General features: G+C 37.3%; 29 protein-coding genes. All 29 read right to left on the bottom strand.

The window, feature by feature from the left end:
• Positions 1 to 26 precede the first annotated feature (26 nt).
• Positions 27 to 1,289, bottom strand: coding sequence for an RIP metalloprotease RseP (gene rseP, locus LCP48_RS05680; protein ID WP_004269255.1), 1,263 nt, complete (start codon positions 1,287 to 1,289; stop codon positions 27 to 29).
• 46 nt (positions 1,290 to 1,335) lie between these two features.
• A complete protein-coding gene (dxr, locus tag LCP48_RS05675) occupies positions 1,336 to 2,481 on the bottom strand; it encodes a 1-deoxy-D-xylulose-5-phosphate reductoisomerase (protein ID WP_004269256.1) in 1,146 nt (381 codons plus the stop codon).
• Positions 2,482 to 2,543: 62 nt separating this feature from the next.
• Positions 2,544 to 3,344: a phosphatidate cytidylyltransferase gene (locus LCP48_RS05670; protein WP_216486726.1), complete on the bottom strand. Its 801-nt coding sequence runs from the start codon at positions 3,342 to 3,344 to the stop codon at positions 2,544 to 2,546.
• Positions 3,341 to 4,135, bottom strand: coding sequence for an undecaprenyl pyrophosphate synthase (locus tag LCP48_RS05665; RefSeq protein ID WP_004269258.1), 795 nt, complete (start codon positions 4,133 to 4,135; stop codon positions 3,341 to 3,343). The genes LCP48_RS05670 and LCP48_RS05665 overlap by 4 nt, the downstream gene beginning before the upstream one ends.
• Positions 4,136 to 4,445: 310 nt before the next feature.
• The gene (frr, locus tag LCP48_RS05660; RefSeq protein ID WP_004269259.1) at positions 4,446 to 5,003 is read right to left on the bottom strand and encodes a ribosome recycling factor; all 558 of its coding nucleotides are present in this window, start codon (positions 5,001 to 5,003) and stop codon (positions 4,446 to 4,448) included.
• On the bottom strand, positions 5,003 to 5,728 hold the full coding sequence (gene pyrH / locus LCP48_RS05655) for a UMP kinase (RefSeq protein ID WP_004269260.1): 726 nt from the start codon (positions 5,726 to 5,728) through the stop codon (positions 5,003 to 5,005). The genes frr and pyrH overlap by 1 nt, the downstream gene beginning before the upstream one ends.
• A gap of 216 nt (positions 5,729 to 5,944) precedes the next feature.
• Entirely contained in the window at positions 5,945 to 6,832 is an 888-nt protein-coding gene (gene tsf / locus LCP48_RS05650; RefSeq protein WP_004269261.1) for a translation elongation factor Ts, read from the bottom strand.
• Positions 6,833 to 6,932: 100 nt separating this feature from the next.
• Positions 6,933 to 7,652, bottom strand: coding sequence for a 30S ribosomal protein S2 (gene rpsB, locus LCP48_RS05645; RefSeq protein ID WP_004269262.1), 720 nt, complete (start codon positions 7,650 to 7,652; stop codon positions 6,933 to 6,935).
• 155 nt (positions 7,653 to 7,807) lie between these two features.
• Positions 7,808 to 8,386, bottom strand: a complete 579-nt coding sequence (locus tag LCP48_RS05640) for a DUF6115 domain-containing protein (protein ID WP_004269263.1) — start codon at positions 8,384 to 8,386, stop codon at positions 7,808 to 7,810.
• A 9-nt stretch (positions 8,387 to 8,395) separates the two neighbouring features.
• Complete coding sequence (locus LCP48_RS05635; RefSeq protein WP_004269264.1) at positions 8,396 to 8,698, bottom strand: hypothetical protein; 303 nt, start codon at positions 8,696 to 8,698, stop codon at positions 8,396 to 8,398.
• A 23-nt stretch (positions 8,699 to 8,721) separates the two neighbouring features.
• Positions 8,722 to 9,492, bottom strand: coding sequence for a FliA/WhiG family RNA polymerase sigma factor (locus tag LCP48_RS05630; RefSeq protein ID WP_004269265.1), 771 nt, complete (start codon positions 9,490 to 9,492; stop codon positions 8,722 to 8,724).
• Between the two features lie 216 nt (positions 9,493 to 9,708).
• Entirely contained in the window at positions 9,709 to 9,957 is a 249-nt protein-coding gene (locus LCP48_RS05625; RefSeq protein ID WP_004269267.1) for a hypothetical protein, read from the bottom strand.
• 212 nt (positions 9,958 to 10,169) lie between these two features.
• Positions 10,170 to 10,541, bottom strand: coding sequence for a hypothetical protein (locus LCP48_RS05620; RefSeq protein ID WP_009371156.1), 372 nt, complete (start codon positions 10,539 to 10,541; stop codon positions 10,170 to 10,172).
• Entirely contained in the window at positions 10,541 to 11,044 is a 504-nt protein-coding gene (locus LCP48_RS05615; protein WP_004269269.1) for a chemotaxis protein CheD, read from the bottom strand. The genes LCP48_RS05620 and LCP48_RS05615 overlap by 1 nt, the downstream gene beginning before the upstream one ends.
• A 1-nt stretch (position 11,045) precedes the next feature.
• Complete coding sequence (locus LCP48_RS05610; protein WP_004269270.1) at positions 11,046 to 11,678, bottom strand: chemotaxis protein CheC; 633 nt, start codon at positions 11,676 to 11,678, stop codon at positions 11,046 to 11,048.
• Between the two features lie 9 nt (positions 11,679 to 11,687).
• Positions 11,688 to 12,134: a chemotaxis protein CheW gene (locus tag LCP48_RS05605; RefSeq protein ID WP_004269272.1), complete on the bottom strand. Its 447-nt coding sequence runs from the start codon at positions 12,132 to 12,134 to the stop codon at positions 11,688 to 11,690.
• A gap of 27 nt (positions 12,135 to 12,161) precedes the next feature.
• Positions 12,162 to 14,234, bottom strand: a complete 2,073-nt coding sequence (locus LCP48_RS05600) for a chemotaxis protein CheA (protein WP_225340771.1) — start codon at positions 14,232 to 14,234, stop codon at positions 12,162 to 12,164.
• A gap of 15 nt (positions 14,235 to 14,249) precedes the next feature.
• Entirely contained in the window at positions 14,250 to 15,404 is a 1,155-nt protein-coding gene (locus LCP48_RS05595; protein WP_004269276.1) for a protein-glutamate methylesterase/protein-glutamine glutaminase, read from the bottom strand.
• Positions 15,405 to 16,280 (bottom strand): MinD/ParA family protein, encoded by an 876-nt coding sequence (locus tag LCP48_RS05590; protein WP_225340770.1) that lies wholly within the window; start codon positions 16,278 to 16,280, stop codon positions 15,405 to 15,407.
• Entirely contained in the window at positions 16,277 to 17,473 is a 1,197-nt protein-coding gene (gene flhF / locus LCP48_RS05585; RefSeq protein WP_004269281.1) for a flagellar biosynthesis GTPase FlhF, read from the bottom strand. The genes LCP48_RS05590 and flhF overlap by 4 nt, the downstream gene beginning before the upstream one ends.
• Complete coding sequence (gene flhA, locus LCP48_RS05580; RefSeq protein ID WP_004269282.1) at positions 17,470 to 19,503, bottom strand: flagellar biosynthesis protein FlhA; 2,034 nt, start codon at positions 19,501 to 19,503, stop codon at positions 17,470 to 17,472. Before flhA ends, flhF begins: the two co-directional genes overlap by 4 nt.
• A gap of 23 nt (positions 19,504 to 19,526) precedes the next feature.
• Positions 19,527 to 20,615 carry a flagellar biosynthesis protein FlhB gene (gene flhB / locus LCP48_RS05575; RefSeq protein WP_225340769.1) on the bottom strand — a complete coding sequence of 363 codons (1,089 nt, stop codon included), beginning with the start codon at positions 20,613 to 20,615 and terminating at the stop codon, positions 19,527 to 19,529.
• A 1-nt stretch (position 20,616) separates the two neighbouring features.
• Positions 20,617 to 21,390 carry a flagellar biosynthetic protein FliR gene (gene fliR, locus LCP48_RS05570; RefSeq protein ID WP_004269284.1) on the bottom strand — a complete coding sequence of 258 codons (774 nt, stop codon included), beginning with the start codon at positions 21,388 to 21,390 and terminating at the stop codon, positions 20,617 to 20,619.
• Between the two features lie 4 nt (positions 21,391 to 21,394).
• Complete coding sequence (fliQ, locus tag LCP48_RS05565; protein WP_004269285.1) at positions 21,395 to 21,664, bottom strand: flagellar biosynthesis protein FliQ; 270 nt, start codon at positions 21,662 to 21,664, stop codon at positions 21,395 to 21,397.
• A 13-nt stretch (positions 21,665 to 21,677) separates the two neighbouring features.
• Positions 21,678 to 22,343 (bottom strand): flagellar type III secretion system pore protein FliP, encoded by a 666-nt coding sequence (gene fliP / locus LCP48_RS05560; protein ID WP_004269286.1) that lies wholly within the window; start codon positions 22,341 to 22,343, stop codon positions 21,678 to 21,680.
• Positions 22,340 to 23,017, bottom strand: a complete 678-nt coding sequence (locus tag LCP48_RS05555) for a flagellar biosynthetic protein FliO (protein WP_004269287.1) — start codon at positions 23,015 to 23,017, stop codon at positions 22,340 to 22,342. The genes fliP and LCP48_RS05555 overlap by 4 nt, the downstream gene beginning before the upstream one ends.
• 10 nt (positions 23,018 to 23,027) lie before the next feature.
• Complete coding sequence (locus tag LCP48_RS05550; protein WP_004269288.1) at positions 23,028 to 23,390, bottom strand: response regulator; 363 nt, start codon at positions 23,388 to 23,390, stop codon at positions 23,028 to 23,030.
• Between the two features lie 21 nt (positions 23,391 to 23,411).
• Positions 23,412 to 24,644, bottom strand: a complete 1,233-nt coding sequence (gene fliY, locus LCP48_RS05545) for a flagellar motor switch phosphatase FliY (protein WP_004269289.1) — start codon at positions 24,642 to 24,644, stop codon at positions 23,412 to 23,414.
• The gene (gene fliM / locus LCP48_RS05540) at positions 24,637 to 25,632 is read right to left on the bottom strand and encodes a flagellar motor switch protein FliM (protein ID WP_225340768.1); all 996 of its coding nucleotides are present in this window, start codon (positions 25,630 to 25,632) and stop codon (positions 24,637 to 24,639) included. The genes fliY and fliM overlap by 8 nt, the downstream gene beginning before the upstream one ends.
• Between the last annotated feature and the right edge of the window lies 1 nt (position 25,633).

Genomic DNA, 25,633 nt, shown 5'->3' with positions numbered 1-25,633 from the left:
TCAAATTTCATTTAACTGTAAATGAATTAAAAGAAAAATCGTTGTATATCGTTCCATGTAACAACCACCATTAGAATCATGAGTAGGACGATTCCTACAAAATGTACAATACCTTCTTTTTGACGGTCAATTGGTTTACCCCGTAAAGCTTCAAAGCCAAAGAATAATAAACGGCCTCCGTCAAGTGCTGGTAATGGAAGTAGGTTCATAATTCCTAAGTTAATACTTAGCATTGCGGCCCAATTCATTAAGTTCATAATACCATATTGGGCAACTTGCTCTGTTGCTTTATAAATACCTACAGGACCTGAAAGTGCGTCTATTGTGAACTTACCGGTAATTAGCATACCTAATAGTTCAAATATTTTCACAGTCATATTATAGGTTTCCTGAGCTCCATATACAACTGCCTTTAATGGGTTAAATTCTCTTGGACTTTCATAGCGTACACCTATTTGACCATATTTCTCGCCATCCTGCTGGATTTCCTTAACAGTCATATTTAAGTTCACTGATTGTCCATTTCGTTCAACTGTCACGGCAATATCTTCGTTTGGATGATCTTGCACGATTGCAGCTAAATCTTGCCATTTTTCAACTGCTTGTCCGTTAATAGCTGTTACTCTATCTCCTGCCTGCATCCCTGCCTGTGCAGCTGGATCATTCTCTACTACTTCCGTGATAATTGGCTCGTATGTTGGTACACCATGGATCAATCCAATCACTAAATAAATCACAAACGCGAGAATAAAGTTAAACAAAGGGCCTGCAAAGATAGTCATTGCTCGCTGGCCGACTGTTTTTGCATTAAATTGACGATCCTGTGGCGCAATGACAAGTTCACGACCATTTTCCATAAGCACACAGTCTCTAGCAACTTGATAACGAACTAGACGTTCTTCTTCATCGTAACCCTCTACAAATAATTCCTTCTCTAAATCAGCGCGTTCAACTTCTAAAAATAATAAATCTGGTAACTGCTTATTATTTTGATTGAAAATAATTTTTTTAACAACATTATCCTCATTCACAATAAGCCCTATTCGGTAGCCTGGCTGTAATTCCGTACCATCCATATCCTCGCCGGCCATCCGTACGTATCCCCCGATTGGTAATAATCGAATAGTATACATTGTTTCTCCATGCGTTTTTCCATAAATTTTGGGACCCATTCCGATCGCAAATTCACGTACTAAGATACCTGCACGTTTGGCGAATAAGAAATGTCCAAGTTCATGGAAGAAGACGAGCATACCAAATATTAATATAAATGCAATGGCTGTTTGCATAATACCCCACCTTTAATAGCGATTAGTTAACGATACAGTGCTTTCGTTATTTTACCATGTCTAACACTATTTTTCTTGTCTCACTATCCACATGTAATATGGTTTGTAAATCTGGTACTGCAATGTTTTGGTGTGCCTGCATCACACGTTCAATCGTCTCATCAATTTCAAGGAATGTGATTTTCCCTTGTAAAAAGGCTGCAACTGCCGCTTCGTTGGCTGCATTCATCGCTGTCAGAATCGTACCACCCATACGACCAGCCTCATACGCTAAACGCAAAGCAGGGTATCGCTCAAAGTCCATCTCTTGAAAATGTAGTTGACCAATTTGCGCTAAATTTAGTCGCTGACCATTTTGTAATGGTATACGGTCTGGGTAGCTTAGAGCATATTGGATGGGCACACGCATATCTGGTGTACCTAGCTGAGCAATAACACTAGTATCATGATACTCAACTAGAGAGTGAATAATACTTTCTCTATGCAAAAGTACATCTATTTTATCATAAGGCATATCAAATAAAACATGTGCTTCAATGACTTCTAATCCCTTATTCATCATTGTAGCGGAATCTATCGTAATCTTTGCACCCATAGACCAGTTCGGATGATTCAGTGCATCTGCAACCGTCACATGTTTTAATTGTTCTCGTGTTTTATCACGGAAGCTACCACCAGAAGCGGTAATAATCAAACGTTCAATATTTTTCGGATTCTCACCATTCATCGATTGGAAGATTGCAGAGTGCTCACTATCTACAGGCAAGATGGCTACTTTGTATTTTTTGGCCTCTGCCATCACTAAATGACCAGCAGTTACAAGCGTTTCTTTATTAGCAATAGCAATCGTTTTACCCATACGAATGGCTGCTAATGTTGATTCAAGGCCTACACTTCCAAGCACAGCATTGACAAGTACAGTTGAATCTGGATGTGTTGCTACCTCTACAAGTCCTTTTGCTCCAAACGTAAATTGGATATTTGGAAACTCTTTAGCTAGTGTTAGTGCGTCTTCTTCTAATTGCACAGAAACTAATTCGGGCTTTAATGTTTCAATCATTTCTCGCGTTTTCTCTAAGTTCTTTCCTGATGAAAAAGCTACTAATTGAAAAGCATCACGTTGTTCTTTTAAGATATCGTAGGTTTGCCAACCAATTGAACCAGTTGCACCTAATAAACTAATTTTTTTCACAACAAATTGTCCCCTTTTTCTATCTAAGCAAATGATTTAGCAAAATGTCTTTTCCTATACAATTAATTACCAAATAAATGTAAAAAATGAAGTAGAGGCACGACAAATAATAGACTATCAAAGCGATCTAAAATTCCCCCATGCCCTGGTAAAATATTGCCTGAATCTTTTACATCAAAGTGACGTTTAATAGCAGATTCTACTAAATCGCCCATTTGACCAATAATTGAGGCAAAAATCGTTACAAAAACAAGTGATATATAACCATTTGCGAATGGGTAAATGAGTTGCATACCTACTGCAAAAATAACAGCGATGAGTATTCCACCTATAAAGCCTTCGATCGTTTTCTTAGGCGAAATTTCTGGCCATAACTTATTTTTCCCTAATTTTCTACCTACAAAATATGCACCTGAATCCGTTGTCCAAACAACTAATAAGCAATAGACAACATACTCTAATCCAACATTTCTAGTTTCAATTAGATAATGGAATCCTAATCCCACATAAAATGCGCCTAATAAAATAAAGCCAACTTCGTCAAAAGTAATTTTATTTTTTACTAAAACCACGTAAATAAGAAGTAGCATCATTAGACCATAGACTACCATTAGATTAGACGAATAGCCTATTAATTCTACAACCCTTTCACTCCAGTCCTTCGGGATAACCAGTAAAATTAAAGTGATCAGTCCTAAGAAGCCAGGCACAGAAAAGATGGAAATACCTTTCATCTTAAGTATTTCATAAAAACCGACAATAGCCATTGCTAGCACAAGTATGGCAAATGGTACTTTTCCATAAATAACGAATGGAATGAAAAGTGTTGCTGCAATTATTGCGGTAATAATTCGTTGTTTCAAGTTGTTTCTTCTCCCTTCAACCCACCGTAACGGCGATTACGTTTTTGATAGTTTTCCACCGCTTCGAGTAAGTTTTCCTCACTAAAATCTGGCCACAATGTATCTGTAAACCAAAATTCTGTATAGGCGAGCTGCCATAGCATAAAGTTACTTAATCGCACTTCACCACTTGTACGAATTAAAAGATCTGGCTCAGGTAAATGGGCCGTCATTAAATGAGAAGTTAAGCAATCTTCTGTTATGTCTTGCATTGTTAATTGACCATCCTGCACTTTTTGAAGCATCATTTTCATGGCATTGACCATTTCAGAGCGACTACCATAATTCAGCGCAAAATTTAAAATAAGCCCTGTATTATGCTTCGTTTCTTCCATTGCCTCATACAACGCTTTTTGTGTATGGGCAGGTAATAAAGATGGGTCTCCAATCATTTCGACACGTACATTACGCTCCATCATTTCTGGTAAAAAGGAACCTAAAAATTCAACAGGTAGCCGCATAAGAAAATCTACCTCAGGTTTTGGTCTCTTCCAATTTTCAGTGGAAAATGCATAGACAGTTAAGACTTTAATACCCAGGTCTGACGCAAATCTCGTCACCTTACGCACCGTCTTCATTCCTTCATGATGACCAGCCACACGTGGCATAGCTCTTTTCTTGGCCCAACGTCCATTTCCGTCCATAATAATCGCTACATGGGCAGGAATCGGCTCGCTTTTAGCTAGGGCCACACGCTCCTCCAATGATAGTGTATCCATATTTATTTGTTTACCTAATAGCTTTTTAAACATGCTAACTCCCCCACTACAACTAATCGGACGTATACTAACCTATCATATCAAACAAAAGCGCCTTTTGTCTTTTTTTTCCCTCTAAATTGACTATGTATGTACTAGCTTATTTTAGAACTATACACATATTAAAGAATGAGTTTGTTAAATAATAATTGATTGTATCATTAATGACCTTTTCACATTCATGCATGCTCTCTATTTGAGTAAGCAATTTGGCTATGAATAATAAAGAGAAAAGACGTCCTGTTAAGTATAGGACGCCTTCATCTCATCAAAAAGTTCCATCATAGACGTGTAAAAAGTTTATTTACACCTCTAAAATTTCTTTTTCTTTATCTTTCGCTACTTGATCTACTTTCACAATGAATTCATCTGTTAACTTTTGAATATCTTCTCCATAGCCACGTAGATCGTCTTCTGTGATTTCGCCAGCTTTTTCAAGTTTTTTCAAATCATCATTTGCATCACGACGAACATTACGTACAGCAATTTTTGCATCTTCCGCTTCTTTTTTCACTTGTTTTACTAGATCTTTACGACGCTCTTCTGTTAAAGCAGGAATCATAAGACGAATGACAGAACCATCATTTGTTGGTGTGATACCAATATCTGATTTCATAATTGCTTTTTCAATATCACCTAAAATTGATTTATCGTAAGGTGTAATTACTAATAAACGAGCTTCAGGTATAGAAACACCCGCAAGTTGGTTAATTGGTGTTGCTGCTCCATAGTAATCAACCGAAATACGATCTAATAGAGATGCGTTCGCACGACCTGCACGAATAGATGCTAGTTCGCGTGAGAAAGCTGCGATTGTTTTGTTCATTTTTTCTTTAGCTTGTTCTAATACTTGTTTAGCCATTATACATTCCTCCTAACAACTGTTCCGATTTTTTCGCCTTGTACAGCACGTTTAATGTTACCCGGCTCCGTAATTGAGAAAACAATTAGCGGGATATCGTTATCCATACATAAAGTTGAAGCCGTTGAATCCATTACTTGTAAGCCTTGTTGGATAACGTCTAAGTATGTGAGTGTATCATATTTAATGGCTGTCTCATCCACTTTAGGATCCGCTGAATAAACGCCATCGACATTGTTTTTAGCCATTAAAATTGCATCAGCATCAATTTCTGCTGCTCGTAATGCGGCAGTCGTATCAGTAGAGAAGAACGGATTACCTGTCCCTGCTGCAAAGATAACGACACGCTTTTTCTCAAGATGTCTAACTGCTTTACGACGAATGTATGGCTCCGCTACTTGAGTCATCACAATAGAAGATTGAACACGTGTTTCAATGCCTAATTTTTCAAGTGCATCTTGTAAAGCTAGGGAGTTCATTACGGTTGCCAGCATGCCCATATAGTCCGCAGCAGCACGATCCATTCCCATCTCACTACCTATTTTTCCACGCCATATATTACCGCCACCTACAACAACAGCAACTTCTACATCAAGATCTACTACTTCTTTTACTTCTTCTGCAACAGACTTGATTATTTTTGGTGATAAACCGAAGCCCGCTTCTCCAGCTAACGCTTCACCACTTAGTTTAATAACTACTCGTTTATATTGCGGTACACTCATTGTAAACCTCCGTAAGACTTTATTTAAAACATCCCTATTCCCTTTTCCATTATAGTATATCTAACAATAATTGCTAGTTGTGAATAAGGCAGAATAGAAAATTATCTTCACTTTTTCATTCACTTCGGAAAAAGAGGGAACACGCTATGTTGTGTTCCCCATTTTTTTGTCTAGATAATCTAGATATTATTTGATTAGAATCAAATGCAAGCTAAATTAGTTACCTTTAACTTGGCTCATTACTTCTTCTGCAAAGTTATCTTCACGTTTTTCGATACCTTCACCAACAGCGTAACGTACAAAGCCGTTTACAGAACCACCAGTTGAAGCTACAAAATCACGTACTTTTTGATCTGAGTTTTTAACGAAAGTTTGGTCAAGTAAGCAAACATCTTCGAAATATTTACCAAGACGGCCTTCAACCATTTTTGCAACGATATTTTCTGGTTTACCTTCGTTAAGAGCTTGTTCAGTTAATACTTTACGCTCACGTTCAACTTCCTCAGCAGAAACTTCATCGCGAGAAACATAAGTTGGGTTAATTGCTGCAATGTGCATAGCAACATCTTTAGCAGCTGCTGCATCAGTAGAACCTTCTAAAGTTACTAACACACCGATACGACCGCCCATGTGTAAGTATGAACCGAATGCATCTGCATCAGATTTTGTTTTAATTTCGAAACGACGAAGTGTAATTTTTTCTCCAATTGTTGCAATAGCAGATGAGATTTGATCTACAATTTTTACGCCTTCAGCATTTACAAGCTCTAAAGCAGCTTCAACTGAAGCAGGTTTAGCAGCAAGTAATTGCTCAGCTAAAGATGAAACTAATACTTGGAATTTGTCGTTTTTCGCAACAAAGTCAGTTTCAGCATTTACTTCAAGGATGATTGCTTCGTTACCTTGTTCTAAAATGTAAGTTGTACCTTCTGCAGCGATACGGTCAGCTTTTTTAGCAGCTGAAGAAAGACCTTTTTCACGTAGGAAGTCGATAGCTGCTTCTAAGTCGCCATCAGTTTGTACTAACGCTTTTTTACAATCCATCATACCAGCGCCAGTTTTTTCACGTAATTCTTTTACTAATTGTGCAGTAATGTTTGCCATTTAGTGTTTCCTCCTCAATTGGTTGAACATAATTTAATGATAGGTTCTAAAAAAGGTGATAAGGGTTTTGAGCCACTTATCACCTTTTTGTAAACGTGAATTACTCAGCAGCAGCTTCTACAGCTGGAGCTTCTTCTTCACCTTGTTTTGACTCGATTAACGCGTCAGCCATTTTAGCAGTTAAAAGTTTAACAGCGCGAATAGCATCATCATTAGCAGGGATTACGTAGTCGATTTCATCTGGATCACAGTTAGTATCAACAATACCTACTAGAGGGATGTTTAATTTACGAGCTTCTGCAACCGCAATACGTTCTTTACGTGGGTCAACCACGAACATTACGTCTGGAAGATCGTGCATATCACGGATACCGCCTAAGAATTTGATTAGACGTTCGTGTTCTTTTTTAAGTTGGATTACTTCTTTTTTAGGAAGAACTTCGAAAGTTCCTTCTTCTTCCATTTTTTCGATTTGTTTCATACGTGCAACACGTTTTTGAATTGTACCGAAGTTTGTAAGAGTACCACCTAACCAACGTTGGTTGATGTAGTAGTTGCCTGAACGTTCAGCTTCATCTTTGATCGCTTCTTGTGCTTGTTTTTTCGTACCAACGAAAAGAACTTTACCACCATCTTGACCAACTTGACGCATGAAGTCATAAGCTTCCTCTAATTTTTTAACAGTTTTTTGTAAGTCGATGATGTAGATCCCGTTACGTTCAACGAAGATATATTTCTTCATTTTTGGGTTCCAACGACGAGTTTGGTGACCAAAATGTACACCAGCTTCAAGTAATTGTTTCATAGAAATTACTGACATGTGAATTTCCTCCTAATATTTTGGTTTTTATCCTCCGCATTTATCATCTACAACAAGCTACCCTAAGCTTAGAGCACCACTTACTGCATCAAAATGCGTGTGTAGTAATAACACCATTTGCAACTATATCATAGCTTTGAACGATTCGCAACAATTTAGTGATGGAATTTCAGTAAAAGCTCGATTTCTGTTTTACCCTTTTGCAGTTGTTTCGCTATTTCCTCTGGTGATTTTCCCTGCTTTGCTAATTCTAGAACCTGTTGTTCCACTGTCAGCAATTTTTCAGCTTCTTTTTGCTCCTCTACTTTTAGAGTTGGAGCTGTTTTCACCATTTTCGAGCCTGTATGTTGCTGACGTGAATAAGCATTTGCGACTATATTTTTAGGAACATAGATACGAGCATCCTTCTCTAAAGATAGAGAACTATCACTTTTCACCTCGTGTGCTACTGGCAAAGATGGTTGCTCCTGAGGTGTCATATATTGTTCCGTTTGCTGCAAGCTACTAGCAGCTATTTCTGACTGAGAGACATTTTGTAGCTCTTTAATAAGACGGTCATTTTCATCTTTCAATTCCGTTAAATACACACTAATGGTGTCGTCCATTTCCCTCATTAATCGTTCTTGCTTCTTTTCCAAATCTTTAAACTTTGCTAATTTTGTATTTAAAATGATAAGAAAGTAAAATGAAATTAGCTGTAAAAAGAATAGCACCGCTATTAGAATGGTTGTCATTGTAAACTCCTATCCACTAAAATCCACGAAATTCCCTTTAAACGGATGTTGTGCCTGTTTTTCCTGTTGATCCTTTTTTTTCTTTTTATGAATCCCTGTTAAATACTCACCACCGGCATCTTCATCCTCACTAATTTCATCCATACCTTCTGATGTGTTGACAATTTTTTGCTTGCGCTCTACTTCTTTTTTTAATGCTTCATTTGCATGTGCTTGCTGAGCCAATACTTGCTGCTGTGCCTGATCCGCCATTTTTCCTGCTTCAAATGTTTTTGGAATAGCAATCTGTAACTCGACACCTTTTAAACTCATTGGAATCTCTCCCTCAAGGATATTTACGCATTAATCATTTCACTAGATAATAGCTTTCGTAGCTTTAATAGCGCTTTTGAATGAATTTGTGAAATACGAGAGGTTGATAGTTCAAGCATTTCACCAATTTCTGTCAAAGTTAACTCCTCCGTGTAAAATAAACTAAGGACAAGCTGTTCTTTTTCATTGAGTTTCTGAATATTTTCCGCAAGATCATCTAACAACTCTGATTTAATGATAGCTTGCTCAGGTGTTTTTGTTGTATCGTCTCGTATGACAAAAGTCTTGCCATCTGTTTCTTCTTGGTCTTGTTGTTCATTAATAGAAAGAACATTTGAAAAAAAATGCTCTTGCACAGTTTGATAGACATCTTCAACAGATACTTCCATATGCTCCGCAAGTTCCTCAGGTGTTACATGACGCATATATTTTTGTTCTAGTTGTTCAATTTGTGCATCTAATTTTTTGGCTTTTTCACGCGCTGACCGTGGTAACCAGTCTTCTTTTCGTAAACCATCAATGATAGCTCCTCTTACTCTAAACGAAGCATATGTATCAAATTTTAAATCTCTGTTAATGTCAAATTTATTTAATGCATCAAAAAGTCCTACCATCCCTAAGCTCGTTAAATCGTCTCGTGATACGCTTTTTGGCAGACCTGCACCAATACGTTGGACATGATAGGATACTAAAGAAATGTATTTTTTTATAAGTAAATCGCCAGCATCTGGATCACGCTCATGTATCCAGCGATTCCACAGTTTTTGCTCATCGTTCAGAATTGGTTGTGTCATGAAATCCACCTCTCTAAAAAACGCTTTTTCACGCCTGTTTACTAACGACTACTTGCGCTCTTAAAATTTTTCATTCAACAGGATTTCTCAGTTTTTTTTATAAAAATCCACATTTAAGCTAATCTAGACGTGAACCCTGAGTAGTTAAAGCCCGATAAGCAGTTGCCATCTTTCCTATATTATAACAAGAATCGACTATAATTTCATTTGTTTCTCTTAGTCTCTAATATATTCCTTTGTTTTTGAAAGACATAGAAAAACTGTATCCTGATTGTGTAATGACACTTGGATACAGTTGGATATGATTAAGCTTTGAGTTAAAGAGATTTGAACACCTTTTTGATCTAATAACGGAATAGGAATGGTATGATCCAATGGAACAGACGAAGTAATGTCAATACCATGATGAGCTAGTAACGCTGCCACTTCACTTGTTTCTTCTACAAGACCAGTAAATGGTGCCATAATTAATATCTTTTCTGTTGATAGATTCCCAGAACAAGCTACATTTTTATAATTTGGAGCTTTTAGATTTAAAGCTTTTTCCTTTGTATAAATATGCTAACATGAGGACTATATATGAATAAAATAAAAATAATTAATTTCACTTAAGTTTTTCGTATACTACAAACTCCACAGCCACAATAAAAAAGAGTCGTTATTCACGACTCTTACTTTTACGCATTTACTTGTTGATCTTCTTCTCGATTCATCATCGTTCTTACTACTTGTGCAATTTCCTCGGAATTTTCATCTTGAAATTCAACCGTAGAATTAGCTATTGGCACTTCTTGTATTACGCCTTCTATTGATTCAAGTTCCTTTTCTTCTATATCGCCTTCAACCGCTTCCTCATCTTCCTCTGGTGTAAACAAGATGTAAGCAATTAGAAAACGTACAATAAACATTACAAAAAATGCGATGATTGCTACAATAAAAGAGCCAACCAGGATTCGCAGAGGCGTAAATGGTTTTTGAAATGTACTAAAAAAATAAATAGAAAAGGCAATTAATGCTCCCCATAGGTTGTAAAATATAGAACCAAACATTAGATTTCACTCACTCCCTGGTTAACTGTTCGGATGTGTAATATCGACGTTGCAGGATTAAATTCAATCGTTCTACCACTATTTCCACCAGTATCCTCGGCCACTAAAGGGATGCCCTGCCTCTTTAATTCATTTTTGACAGCTTCTACATTGCGGGGACCAATACGCATTGTATCTTTGTCAGAAGTAAATTGGAACATCTGCGCACCCCCTGCAATTTTTGCCTTGAGTTTAAATTTTTGAACGCCTTCTAACTTTAGTAAATCAATCATTGCAGCAATCCCTGAATCTGCAAATTTCGCGACATTGATTGACTCAGCTCTTCCTAAACTTGAATCTGGTAACATCACATGGATTAAACCAGCAATTTTTTTTGACTCATCATACAAAATAACACCAACACATGAACCAAGACCAGAAGTTCGAATCGTGTTAGGTAGCTTTACTACATCCATTTGTGCAATTCCCACTTTAATCACTTGTCCACTACTATTGGTTAACATATCACGAAACCCCTAATGCTTTAAAAATGGCATCAAATGAGTCAGGATCTGGTAGTAGGAAGAAATGACCCCTCACCGTTTCATGGTCTTCCACACCTTCTTCAAAAATGGATGTATTTATAACAATAACATTATCGCTGACATGAGATAATTCTATTAAACCAATGCTTATTATAGCTCCAAACATATCAACACTTAGACCTGGCACAGTTGGATAAATTTTTAAATTAGTAAAATCCGATAAGGCAGATAAATAGGAGCCCGATAAAATATTACCCATTTCTTGCATAGCTGATAAACCTAACTCTGAAACAGGTCGTTTTTTAAAGTCAAAAGAGTCATCGAAAATAAGTCGACGTATAAAGCGGTTTGCTTGTTCGATAGGTAAAATAAAGAACATACTTCCCTCTGCATCACCTTCAATACGAAGGTAAATGCCAACAACTACGTTTTCTGATCCCCCAGCCAACTCCATCATATCGTTAAAGGACACCATCTCTACCTTTGGAACACGCATATCAATTTTTTTCCCAAGTAAATTGGAAAGTGCTGTCGCGGCATGCGCAGCACCGATGTTTCCAATCTCCTTTAATACATCTAAATGTAGTGATGTAATTTTTTGATTAAATGTCATTATCGATCCCTACTTTAGTGGATTTAATACTTTTTCTAAATGTAATAAGATTAATAATCGCTTCTCTACTTTCGCAACGCCTGAAATAAATTCTTCTTCAAGTGAGCCAACGACTTCTGGTTGCGGTTCAATAGCACTTGCAGGAATATCAATAACGTCGTTAGCGGAATCCACTACAAAGCCTACTTCCATATCTTCTAATGAAATAATAATAATGCGTGTTGTTTCCTCATGTTCAGAAATAGGTAATTCAAAACGTTCACGTAAATCCACAATTGGTGTGACAACACCTCGTAGATTGATTACACCTTTTACATATTTCGCTGTTTTCGGTACACGTGTGATATGCATTAATTTCTCAATTCCTTGAACATGGGACACAGGAATTGCATATTCTTTATCTGCTAATTGAAAAACTATTACTTTAATACTTTCTTGCTCCACTGCATTTGTCATACTTTACACCTCTCTTATTCATTCACCTTATTTAATTAGTGCGTTGCAATCTACAATTAAGGCTACTTTACCATTGCCTAAGATTGTTGCTCCTGAAATGGCAAAGATATTTGTTAAGTAATTTCCTAAAGACTTCAAGACAATTTCTTGTTGGCCAATGAATGAATCCACCACTAAACCAGCAAGTTTTTCACCCTTACGGACGATCACTACTGAGTGGAATTCTTCATCTTGTTGCTCTTGACGAGGCACCTCAAAGATTTCCTCTAAGAATACCAACGGCACAACTTTGCCACGGAAGTCGATTACTTTTTGATTATGCGCATTCATAATCTCTGATGAACGGATAATAGATGTTTCAATAATAGAAGATAGTGGAATTGCATAAATTTCCTTTTCAATCTCCACAAGCATAACTGAAATAATTGATAATGTCAGTGGTAATTGAATTGAGAAGATGGATCCAACATCTTGTGTTGATTCAATTGAAATATTGCCACCTAGTGATTCAATCGTTGTTTTTACAACATCTAAACCTACTCCACGACCAGATACATCGGAAATAACATCTGCAGTTGAGAAGCCTGAAGCTAGAATAAGTTCATTAATTTGTTTATCAGACATTGAATAGGATTGTTCTTGTGTAACAATACCTTTTGAAATAGCTTTCGCTAACACTTTTTCTCGATTTATGCCCGCGCCATCGTCTTCAATTTCAATAAAGACGTAGTTTCCACTATGGTAGGCACGCAATACGACAGTTCCTTCTTCAGGCTTGCCTTTTGCACGACGAGCAGTTGGATTTTCAATGCCATGATCCACAGAATTACGAATCAAGTGAACAAGCGGATCTCCAATTTCATCAATTACTGTACGATCTAGTTCGGTTTCAGCACCAATAATTTCAAGGTTGATTTTCTTATTTAAATCACGTGATAGCTGACGAATCATTTTCGGGAAACGATTGAACACTGTTTCTACAGGTACCATTCGCATTGTTAAAATAATAGTTTGCAAATCACCCATCACACGACTCATACGCTCTACTGTTTCATTTAGTTCGCCATGATTTACTTCCGTAGAGATAGACTGCAATCGACCACGATCAATGACAAGCTCTTCAAACAAGTTCATTAAAATATCTAGACGTTCAATATTTACACGAATTGTTTTATTACCTACAGGTCCATGATTTTTGTCAGCCTTGGAAGGTGCAGCTTCTTTAGCAGGCTTTGCAACAGGCTCGGCTTTTGCAGCAGGCGTATTTGTTGGTATAGCGGCTACCTCAGTCACTGCAGTTGCAGTTGCTGCTACTTCTTGCTGCGCTTCAAATACTTTTTCACTAAATTTCCTTTGGTCAATTGTAGTCACAATAACCTCATCAACTTCAGAAACTTTCATTAGCTTTTTCTGCATATCCTCAGCTGTTGTTTTTGTGACAAAAGCTACATAAAATTGTTGATCAAACTGCTCATCTTCTAGCTTTTCAACAGATGGACTTGATTTAATGACATCCCCATCTTTTTCTAAAATCTCAAACACCATAAATACACGCGCTGCCTTAAGAAGGCAATCCTCACGTAATGTTACTGAAATTTCAAAAGCATTAAAGCCTTGTTCAGCCGATTGTGTAATGACTGTTTGTTCAAACGAATCATATTCTAATACACTTTCAACAACCGGTGCAGCAACCGTTGCTACCACCTCTGGTACTGCTTCCTCACCTAGTTCTATACGCTTTAGTTGTGCGACAGTTGAGGAAACATCACGCTTACCATCTCCACCGTTAGCAATATCCATCACCATTTCTTCTAAATGATCAACAGATTCAAATACAACATCTAAAATTTCAGGTGTAACATGAATCTTCTCATTACGGATGGCATCTAAAACATTCTCCATTTTATGGGTTAAATCTGCTAAATCTTCGAAGCCCATTGTGGCAGACATACCTTTTAATGTGTGTGCAGAGCGGAATATTTCCCCAACAATTGCCAAATCATCTGGATTTTTTTCTAATTCTAATAAATGTTCACTACACGCTTGTAAATGCTCTTTACTTTCTTCAATAAACATCTCTAAATATTGATTGACTTCCATAAGAGGACACCCCTTTTAAGGCAAATATTTCATTATTGTTTGTGCAATATCATCTACATCTGCAACTTCATCAACAAGTTGCGTTTCTACTGCTGCTTTTGGCATACCATATACAATGCAAGTTTCTGCTGATTCTGCAATAGCAATGACATTGCCAGTATTTTTTAATGCTTTTAGACCATTAGAGCCATCATGGCCCATACCTGTCATAATCACTGCTACTTTATCAAAATCTTTATATTGACTAACATCTTCGAACATTACATCTACAGAAGGTCGGTGGCCAGATCTTGGTGCTTCTTGATTATCAAGAACAATGCCAAAGGTTGTTCCTACTTTTCTAAGTTTTAAATGATATCCACCGGGTGCAATATAAGCTACTCCATTTTGCAAAATATCGCCCTGTTCAGCTTCTTTAACAGAAATTTCACTTAGCTGATCAAGTCGATTAGCAAGCGATTTAGTAAATCCAGCAGGCATATGCTGAACAATTAATATAGGAGCTTGAATAGACTTAGGAATTTTAGTAATAACCTCCTGAAGTGCACGAGGTCCTCCTGTTGATGTGCCAATTAACACAAGCTTCTTTCCTATTTTACTCCATTCTACCATTGGTTTAGTTACGGCTACCTTAGTAGAAACAACATTAGTAGACGTATTTGTTCGTCCATACTGTTGTGGTTCCTTTATTACGGTACTCACCCTTGTCACTTGTTCTTGTTGTCGTTTACTACCAGAAGGTTTTTTCAATTTGGAAATTGGCACCGTTGCAGCTTGTTCCACTTTGTGCACAAGTTCATTTTGAATTTTATGTAAATCAAGGGAGATGGTACCGCTCGGCTTGGCAACAAAATCGACTGCCCCACCCTCAATTGCTGCAATTGCATTTTCTGTCCCACGTTGAGTGGTACTTGAGAGCATTACTACAGGAACTGGACATTGTCTCATAATTTCTTTTAAAGCATCGAGCCCATTCATTTCAGGCATCTCAATATCCATTGTCACAACGTTTGGCTTCAACGATTGTATCTTTTTGATCGCATCTTTTCCATTTCGAGCTGTTCCAACTACTTCCACCTTCGAGTTGCCAACAAAAAAGTCACTAATTAGCTTTCTCATAAAAGCAGAATCATCCACAACTAAAAGCTTGCTTTTATGCAAAAAGTCCAATTAATCACGCCCTTTCGAGAAAATACTTCTAAGTTTCGATAAAAATTTTTTCGTTGTTTGATCATGTGCATGTATTTCCCCCGCACGTTGCTCCATAAAACGAACGACTATAAGTTGCAATGTCTTTGATATTAATGCGTCTGGATAAGCAAGTGAGAATGGCACTTGCTCGCGCACTGCCTTACGCACAACAGGGTCTTCAGGTAATGAACCAAGAATGATCGTTTCTTTGTCTAAAAAACGTTTCATTGTTAACTGTAAACGTTCATTCGTTTCTAATCCTTCTTCTTTACTGAGAGCGCGGTTACAGAGAATATAAAACTGCTTATCTGGATCTCGAACATGAATATATTTCATCATGGAGTACGCATCTGTAATAGAAGTAGGTTCCGCTGTTGAAATGACGATAATTTCATCAATGGACTTGAGTAAATCTAACGACCAATTAGTAGCACCAGCGCCCATATCAAATAAAATATAATCATAGTTTTTTTGAAGTTCTTCAAATGCTTGAATAAGTCGTTCAAACATACTATGAGACCAATCAAGCACACTCGTCATACCTGACCCACCTGAAATATACCTTAAATCGTAAGGTCCTTCAAATATTACCTCATCTAGTAGCTTATTTCCTTCTAAGTAATCTTTTAAACTATAAGAAGCATTTTTCCCAATTAAGATATGGATATTCCCCATCCCAATATCCATGTCTACAATGACAACTCTTTTTCCCTTTTGGGCTAAAGTCATGGCAAAGTTCATTGTGAAGTTACTTTTACCTACTCCACCTTTGCCACTTACAACTGCAATCGCTCTACCTAGTTCGCCTTGCTGTTTCATCATTTTTAAGCGTAATGCTTCAGCTTGGTCTCTCATTTTTCTTCACCTTGAAAAAACAAATTAAGTACTGCTTCTAAATCAGCTTCTTCAATATCTTCTGGTACTTCTTGACCATTCGTATAGTAAGCAAGTCCTTTATTATATTTAATCATTAAATTGATCATTGTGCCAATAGAATTTGTTTCATCAATTTTTGTAAAAATAAATTTTTGAATTGGTAATTGCTTAAATTGATCTACAATATTCTCCATATCCCTTTCTTTCGTTGTCATTGCAAGCACTAAATAAGATTCTGCATGATCATCGAATTTTATGAGGCGTTGGAGATCATCAACATACTTGACTTCTTTATAATTTCGACCAGCTGTATCAATAAAAACCAAATCTAAATGTGATAATCTCTGGATCGCTTGTTCAAAATCTGTTGCATTGTAAGCAATTTCTACAGGAGCTTGTAAAAGACCAGCATATGTTTTAAGCTGCTCTATTGCCGCAATCCGATAAGTATCTGTCGTAATAAAGCCAATCTTTTTCTTTTTTTCTAACACAGCTCTAGCAGCCATTTTGGCAATGGTTGTAGTCTTACCAACCCCTGTTGGCCCTAAAATGTTTATATATTTTCTTTCGTAGGATAATCCTCCGACTGGAAGAACTTCCAGCTTCTTACGTAGTAAATTTTTTGCTATCAATTTACATTGTGAAAAATTTATTTCGGATGCTTCTTTAAAATGCATAAAAAGCTCATCACCTATCGTTGTGATGAGCTCTTCACTTAGCTCTTGCTGTCTTAAGTATTCAATGAAGGGTAAGAGTTCATCGGGATATTGAGCTTGGGTAGTCTTTTTATGCATCGATTGCATTAATGATTTTAAATCAGCAATTTCTTTTCTTAATTCTTCTGACATGCTAGCATCCTCATGTACTGCTGCTACATCAAGGGGTGGTTCCTGATGTATTTTTGCTTGAATAGCATTAGTAATCTCTTGCAACTTTGCATTTTCTTTTTTTACTACAGGCAGTACAGCTGGTGTTGGTACTGAAGCCACTTGCTGTGGCTCCATTACATCAATACCCGCAACCACTTCAAAACTCTTCTTTTTTATCATGCCAAAAAATTTCTTTGTGATGACGACTTTTGAATTTAAAATGACTGCGTCTTCACCTAATTCTGCTCGCACTTGCTTCATCGCCTCTGGTATGGATGATGCATAATACTTTTTCATTTTCATTGAACATTCACCACCCCAACACTTTGAATTTCAACCGAAGCATCCAATTCATTATAAGATAGAACCGGAATTTGTGGGAAATAACGTTCCGTTAGTTGTCGTAAATACATTCGAACTGCTGGAGAGCATAATATAATAGCTGATTGCTCCATAAACGAAACACGCTCTACTTCCGCTGCAATAGTTTCTAATACTGTTTGAGAATCTTGTGGGTCCATAGCTAAATAATTTCCGTGATCCGTTTGTTGGATACTATCAGCAATCATTTTTTCTACTTTACCTGAAACCGTAATCACCTTTAATACTGAACTATCCCCAACATACTGCGCTGTAATTTGACGAGCTAATGCTTGACGCACATATTCAGCTAAGATATCTGTATCACTCGTTAATTTTGCATAGTCTGCAAGTGTCTCAAAAATAATTGGTAAGTTACGCACTGATACATTCTCTCGAAGAAGCTTACCCAGTACCTTTTGGATTTCTCCAGTAGATAAAGGTGCAGGTGTTAATTCTTCTACTAAAATTGGATGGGATTCGCGTAAGTGATCGATTAACTGCTTTGTCTCTTGACGGCCTAATAACTCATGAGCATTTGCTCGAATGATTTCAGTTAAATGTGTTGACACCACACTTGGTGGGTCCACAACTGTGTAACCATACATTTCCGCGTCCTCTTTTACTTGCTCTGTAATCCATTTAGCTGGTAATCCAAATGATGGTTCGACAGTATCAATACCTTCAATAGAATCATCGTCGCCAGGACTCATCGCTAAATAATGATCTAGTAAAAGTTCGCCTCGTGCCATTTCGTTCCCCTTTATTTTAATTCGATATTCATTTGGTTGCAGCTGAATATTGTCTCGAATGCGGACTACCGGGATCACGATACCTAACTCCAAGGCAAGCTGTCGACGAATCATGATAACACGGTCTAATAAATCCCCACCTTGAGCGGCATCTACTAAGGGAATTAATCCATAACCAAATTCGAATTCAATTGGATCCACATTTAATAAATTCACAACATTCTCAGGGCTCTTCATGCCATCAGTAGCCACTTCTTCCTCAATCTCCTGTAATTCCTCTTCATCCTCTGGCTTCTTACGTTCCATCATATAAGCTCCAGCAATTAACGAAAGACCTATTGGCAACGTTACCCAGTTTGGTATTGGCGTAAATAACCCTAGTAATACAATGGTACCACCTGCTACATAAAGCAGCTTAGCTTGAGCAAATAATTGACCTGTAATGTCCTGGCCAAGACTTCCTTTAGAAGAGGCACGTGTTACAACAATCCCAGTGGCTGTTGAAATAAGCAAAGCAGGAATTTGGGAGACAATACCATCCCCAACAGTTAGCTTAGAGAAATGTGTTGCCGCTTCTGCAAATGGAAGCCCCATTTGGACAACCCCAATGATGATACCAAATAATAGGTTAATAATAACCATTACCATCGAGGCAATGGCATCCCCTTTTACGAATTTTGTAGCACCGTCCATCGCCCCGTAGAAGTCGGCTTCTCCTGATACTTTTTCACGACGTTCACGTGCTTCCTTTTCGGAAATAATCCCTGCATTTAAGTCAGCATCAATACTCATTTGTTTACCTGGCATCGCATCAAGTGTGAAACGTGCTGCAACTTCAGCTACACGCTCTGCACCTTTTGTAATAACAATAAACTGAATTAACACTAGAATTAAAAAGACAACTAAACCAACAAGAATATTTCCTCCAACTACGAAATCACCAAAAGTTTCAACGACCGAACCTGCATCTCCATTTGCTAAGATGGCACGAGTTGTGGAAACACTTAGTCCTAATCGGAACAAAGTTAATAGTAAAATCACCGAAGGAAAAATAGAAAAATCCAATGCTTCTTTCATACTCATTGCTGTGAGTAGTACAATTAATCCTAATGTAATATTAATGACAATTAAAAAACTTAACATCCACGGAGGAAGAGGGATGATGAGCATCGCAACGATTAAAATAACCGCACCTAAAACCCCAATATCGCGAACTTTCATTTGTGTCCCTCCTACAAAAAGCCTTAAATTTTTCGCTTAATACGGTAAACATAAGCGAGTATCTCTGCTACTGCTTTGAAAAATTCTTCTGGTACCTGATCGCCTATTTCTACCTGGTCATACATAGCACGTGCTAAAGGTCGATTTTCAACCATTATTACATCATGTTCTTTGGCGATCAGTTTAATTTTTTGAGCAATAAAGTCTGTCCCCTTCGCAATAACACGAGGGGCATCCATACTGTCCTCATTATATTTGAGGGCAATTGCATAGTGAGTAGGGTTGGTAATAACTACATCCGCACTCGGAACCTCTGACATCATACGTCTCATCGCCATCTCACGTTGGCGTTGTTTGATTTTTGATTTGATTAGGGGGTCACCCTCACTATTTTTATATTCATCTTTAATATCTTGTTTAGACATTTTAAGATTTTTTTCATACTCATGTTTTTGATACATCCAGTCTAAAACGGATACACAAAGTAATACTAAAGAAGCTGCTATACCCATAATACCAACAAGCTTCCCTACCGTAATGAGAGTCATCCATGGACTTTTAAACGATAACGCCAAAACTTCTGGTAAGTTTGACCAAATAATAATTGTTGTAACACTTCCAATAAAACCAATCTTTAAAACAGACTTTATTAACTCCACAATGGCTTTGACAGAAAATATCTTTTTTAACCCTTTAATAGGGTCCATCTTTTTCAAATCAAACTTCATTGGCTCTAACGTAAAAAGAAAACCAAATTGCATAAAGTTACCTGCAAGTGCTCCGACAAATGCAATTGCCATGATTGGCACAATGATAAAAGCCATTTGAATCAAAGTTTCTGTAAATATGTGCATCACACTATCAATAGTCAGTGATTCGATGCGTATGTTATGAATAAAGGTTTGCCTGAAAAAAGCTAATAGCTCGTCACGCAAAGAGCCTGCAAAGAAAAACAAAAAGATAAATACCATTAACATTACAATGGCACTAGAAATATCTTGACTCTTGACAACTTGCCCTTTTTTTCGAGCATCCTGTCGTTTCTTAGGGGTTGCCTTTTCTGTTTTTTCACCCGCAAAAAATTGTAGCTCTAAATTCAGTAGTAGTCTCATATTATCCACCACCTAAAATGGCCATTAAATCACGCATCCCATAAATCATAATCGTAATAAGCTTTTGAATAACTTGAATCATAACGGCCATCATTGTAAATAACACTAAAAAACTAACACCAATTTTAATAGGAAAGCCGACAACAAATATGTTTAATTGCGGTACTGTTTTTGCAGTGATCCCTAAAGCTAAATCAACCAAGAATAAGGTCGCTACAACAGGAGCAGCCATCTGGAATGCTATGGCAAAGACTGCTGTGAAAGTTGTGATAATAAATTGAGGAAAGTTTTCGTTCATAAAACTAGGGAATTGATCCATCGGGAAAAATTGATAGCTGTAGTAGATTCCATTAAGAATCATATGATGGCCATCAATCGCTAACAATAAAAGTAGTGCTAGCATATTAAAAAACTGACCGATTAATGGACTTTGAGCACCTGTTTGCGGGTCAATTATATTGGCAATGGCAAAACCCATTTGAAAATCGATAAAGCTTCCTGCAATTTGAATTGCGGACATGATGATATAGCCCATTAGACCAAGTAAAAGTCCAACTAGTGCTTCTTTCATCACTAATAATATGTAATCATCATTGAATGCAAATGGCTCAACATCAATTGTATAGTACATCATCCAAGCTAAAACCAGTGCGAGAGTAATTTTGACTTGAGGTGGAATGGTTCTATAGGAAAAAAAAGGAACCGTTGCAAAAAAGGCTGAGACACGTACAAGTACTAATAAGAAAACCGTTAAATGCGGAATTAATTCATTCATGTACTCACCCTATATAACGCGTTAAATTCTCAAATATGTCTCTCGCATAGCTTGTAACTTGAGATAGCATCCAGGGGCCAAAGAATACGATGGCCACTAAGACAGCAATAATTTTTGGTACAAATGCTAACGTTTGCTCTTGTATCGACGTTGTGGCTTGAAAGATACTTACCGCTAAACCCGAGATTAAAGCAACTAATAGTAGCGGACCGCTTGTTAGAAGGATAATCATTATAGCACGCTCTGCAATGGAAATAACCAACTCACCTGTCATACTGTATCATCCCCTAAAAACTTTGTAGTAACGATTTCATAACGAGATACCAGCCATCAACCAGTACAAATAATAATATTTTAAATGGCAATGAAATCATTACTGGCGGTAACATCATCATCCCCATCGACATTAATGTACTCGCGACAATCATATCGATCACAAGGAATGGAATAAAAATCATAAAACCAATTTGAAATGCTGTTTTAATTTCACTTAAAGCAAAGGCAGGTACAAGCATAGTCAGTGGAATTTCCTCCACTGATGCTGGTTTGTCTGCTTGATTATATGTTAAAAACAAATCAAGATCTTTTTGCCTAGTATGTTTACTCATAAACTCTTTAAATGGCACACTAGCACGGTCATAGGCTTCTTCTATACCTATTTCTTCAGCAAACAATGGTTGTAATGCCTCTTTATTGACCTCTTGAAAGGTTGGAGCCATGATAAAAAATGTTAAAAATAGTGCCAGCCCAATGATCACTTGATTTGGGGGCATTTGCTGTGTTGCCAATGCTGTACGCACAAAGGATAAGACTATGACTATACGAGCAAAGGATGTCATTAAAATTAAAATACTAGGTGCAAGTGATAAAACTGTTAGTAAAAGTAAGAGCTTTACAGATGTAGAGACATTCGTTGGATCGCTGTTGGAAAAAATATTGATTAAATCATTCATTTACCATCCTTCTCCTTCTGCTTCCATCTCTCTATCTCATCACTACGCTCCTGTTTTATTTCGGATAGCTTTTTTTCGAATAGATTGCCAAATGAATCTTGCTTTTGCTGCTCATTTTGCACCTTCGCGCTATCTTTTCTCTTAAACTTAGAAAATACTTCTGCAATATACGGTGATGTTGCTGCAAATTCTTGCCTTTCGTTATATAGGGCTAAAAGAGCTTCAACTTCTTCAGGATCTGTAATTTCTCGTAAAAGCTGAACGTCTTCTCCGACCCCAACTAAATACAATGTTTTACCTACCTGTAAAAGCTGAACTGACTTTTGCGCACCTAACGATAAACCGCCTAAATTTTGTACCATTTGATTACGTTGGAAGTTTAAATTTCGTTTATTTAAAAACTTCATCAATCCATAAAATAAAGCTACAACAAAAATAAGCGCCAAAACCATTTTTATGTATTCCCATGCAGATATATCTCCAGCTGCTGTTACAGTTGTTTCTTGTTTAGCAGCTGGATCAGTCGTATCTCCATTACAAGCTTCTGGATCTTTAATGCAATCCGTGACACTATTTGTATCAGCGTCTGCATAGACAGAAGTCGGTGTCGGGTACAAAAACAGGAAGGATACAAGAAATGCGAAAATCATCGTTAAACGAAATGATTTTAACATTTTCATGCAATCATCCTAGCGCTTTTTGAATCGCTTCAATTACACGATCTGCTTGGAAAGGTTTTACGATAAAGTCTTTCGCACCAGCTTGAATCGCATCGATTACCATTGCTTGTTGCCCCATTGCTGAACACATGATTACAGTTGCACTTGGATCTGTTCCCTTAATTGCTTTAAGAGCTGCAATACCGTCCATCTCTGGCATTGTGATATCCATTGTTACTAAATCTGGTTTTAGTTCATTGTACTTTTCGACAGCTTGTAAACCATCTGCTGCCTCTCCAACAACTTCAAATCCATTTTTTGATAAAATATCCTTGATCATCATGCGCATAAATGCAGCGTCGTCTACAATCAAAATTCTTTTAGACATGGTTAACTCCTCCAATTGAAACTATCTTAAATTATTTAAACGCTCTGCTTGACTTAAAACATCTGTAATACGGACACCAAAGTTTTCGTCAATAACAACGACTTCCCCTTTAGCAATTAAACGACTATTGACTAAAATATCAACCGGTTCTCCTGCTAATTTATCCAGTTCAATGATTGAACCACTTGATAGTTCTAAAATCTCTTTAACAGAACGTTTCGTACGTCCTAACTCTACAGTAACTTGCAATGGAATATCAAGTAGCATATTTAAATTTCTAGCTTCAGATTGAGAGATTACATTTGAATCGAAGCTAGCAAACTGGGCTTGTTGCACATTTACAGGTTGTGCAGGTTGTGCAGGTCTTGCCGGTTGTGCAAATTGTTGTGGCTCCTGATAAATCGGTTGCTGCATCGGTGCTGACTGCTGTTGATAAACTGGTTGTTCAGATGGTGGTGCTACAGGTATTTGCTGTTGAACAGGCGGTGGTGTAACTGGTGGAGCCTCAGGTGCAATAGTTGCTGCCACAGGTTCCTCAAACACTCCTGTTTCACCTAATAATGATTTTACAATATTTTGACTAAATTTAAGCGGTAATAATTGCATTAAATTCGAATCAATTAAATTACCAATTCTTAATCTAAATGAAACTTTCACCAGCAAATCGTCTTCTGGAATATTTTCTCGACCTTCATCTTGCGAGATGTTCATTAAATCAATTGTCGGTGGAGAAATATCTACTTTTTTGTTGAAGACTGTCGACATAGATGTAGCAGCTGAGCCCATCATTTGATTCATAGCCTCTTGAACAGCACTTAGCTGAATTTCACCTAAGTCTGGCTTCGGATTTAATCCATCGCCACCTAACATTAAATCTGCGATAATTGCTGCATCAGATTGTTTAATTACAAGTAAATTCATACCTGTCAAACCAATTGTATATTCAACTTGTACAGCTACATATGGATGAGGAAATTCCTCTTCTAATTTATTACGATTAATCATTGAAATACTTGGAGTTGTAATATCTACTTTTTGACCCAATAACGCTGAAAGAGCTGTGGCAGAGCTACCAAAGGATATATTACCTACCTCTCCTAATGCATCTTGTGCAAACGAATCAAGGTAATCCTCCACTCGTATCTCATTTATTTCTTCATTTGTTGAAGCATCAGTGTCGTTGTTTTTATCTCCCAACGTCTCGCCCCTTAATAGCGCTTCAATTTCTTCTTGGGAGAGCATTTCATCACTCATCTTCGTCTCCTCCTTTCAAAGGGTCGATAATCTGGATTGCTAATTTTTCGCCCTTTTTACCTGGTTGAACAGTGAACTTCGGCAATGTACCTACTTTTAGTAGTAATGGCGCTTCAATTTTTTGATCTAACTGTATGACATCTCCAACTTGCATTGTTAGGAAATCTTCAATGGTGATGTCCGTTAATCCTAATTCAACTGAGAGTGGTAATTGGGCTTGTTTCACACGGGTTTCAAGCATTTTTGTTTGCTCTGGTGACATCTCTTTCGTATTGGTTTGCATCCAATAGCGAACCGAAAGATTTGGAACAATTGGCTCCAATACAACATGCGGAATACAAATATTAATCATACCGCTTGTCTCACCAATTATCGTATTTAACGAAATCACGACAACCGTTTCATTAGGTGAAATCATTTGTAAAAATTGTGGATTTACTTCAAGTTCCACTAATATTGGATCTATTTCCGCAACATTTTCCCATGCTTCGCGTAAATTGTCGAATGAGCGTTCAAAAAGGTTTGTCATAATTTTTGTTTCAATTTCCGTAAGGTTATCTACATTACTATGACTTGCCCCACTACCGCCCATTAGGCGATCTAACATCGAATAGGCAATGTTCGGATTAATTTCCATCAATATATTACCATCTAATGGTGGCACTTCAAATACATTAATGAGTGTCATATTTGGAATGGAACGAACAAACTCTTCAAATGGTATTTGGTCTACTGATGCAACCGTAATTTGTACATAGCTTCTAAGCTGTGCAGAGAAAAAGGTTGTCAATAGTCGTGCGAAATTTTCATGTATTCGGGTCAAACTTCGGATTTGATCTTTTGAGAAGCGAAGTGCTCGTTTAAAATCATAAACTTTAACCTTACGTCCCTCGTCCTCTTTTTTTATGTCATCCGCTGACATTTCCCCTGTCGATATAGCGGAAAGCAGCGCATCTATCTCGGATTGAGATAACACATCTCCTGCCATT

It is taken from the genome of Lysinibacillus capsici (genome assembly GCF_020217405.1).
GTDB classification, from domain to species: domain Bacteria; phylum Bacillota; class Bacilli; order Bacillales_A; family Planococcaceae; genus Lysinibacillus; species Lysinibacillus capsici.
The sequence above is the reverse complement of the archived record's forward strand: the minus strand, read 5'-3'. Positions and strand labels throughout refer to the sequence as shown.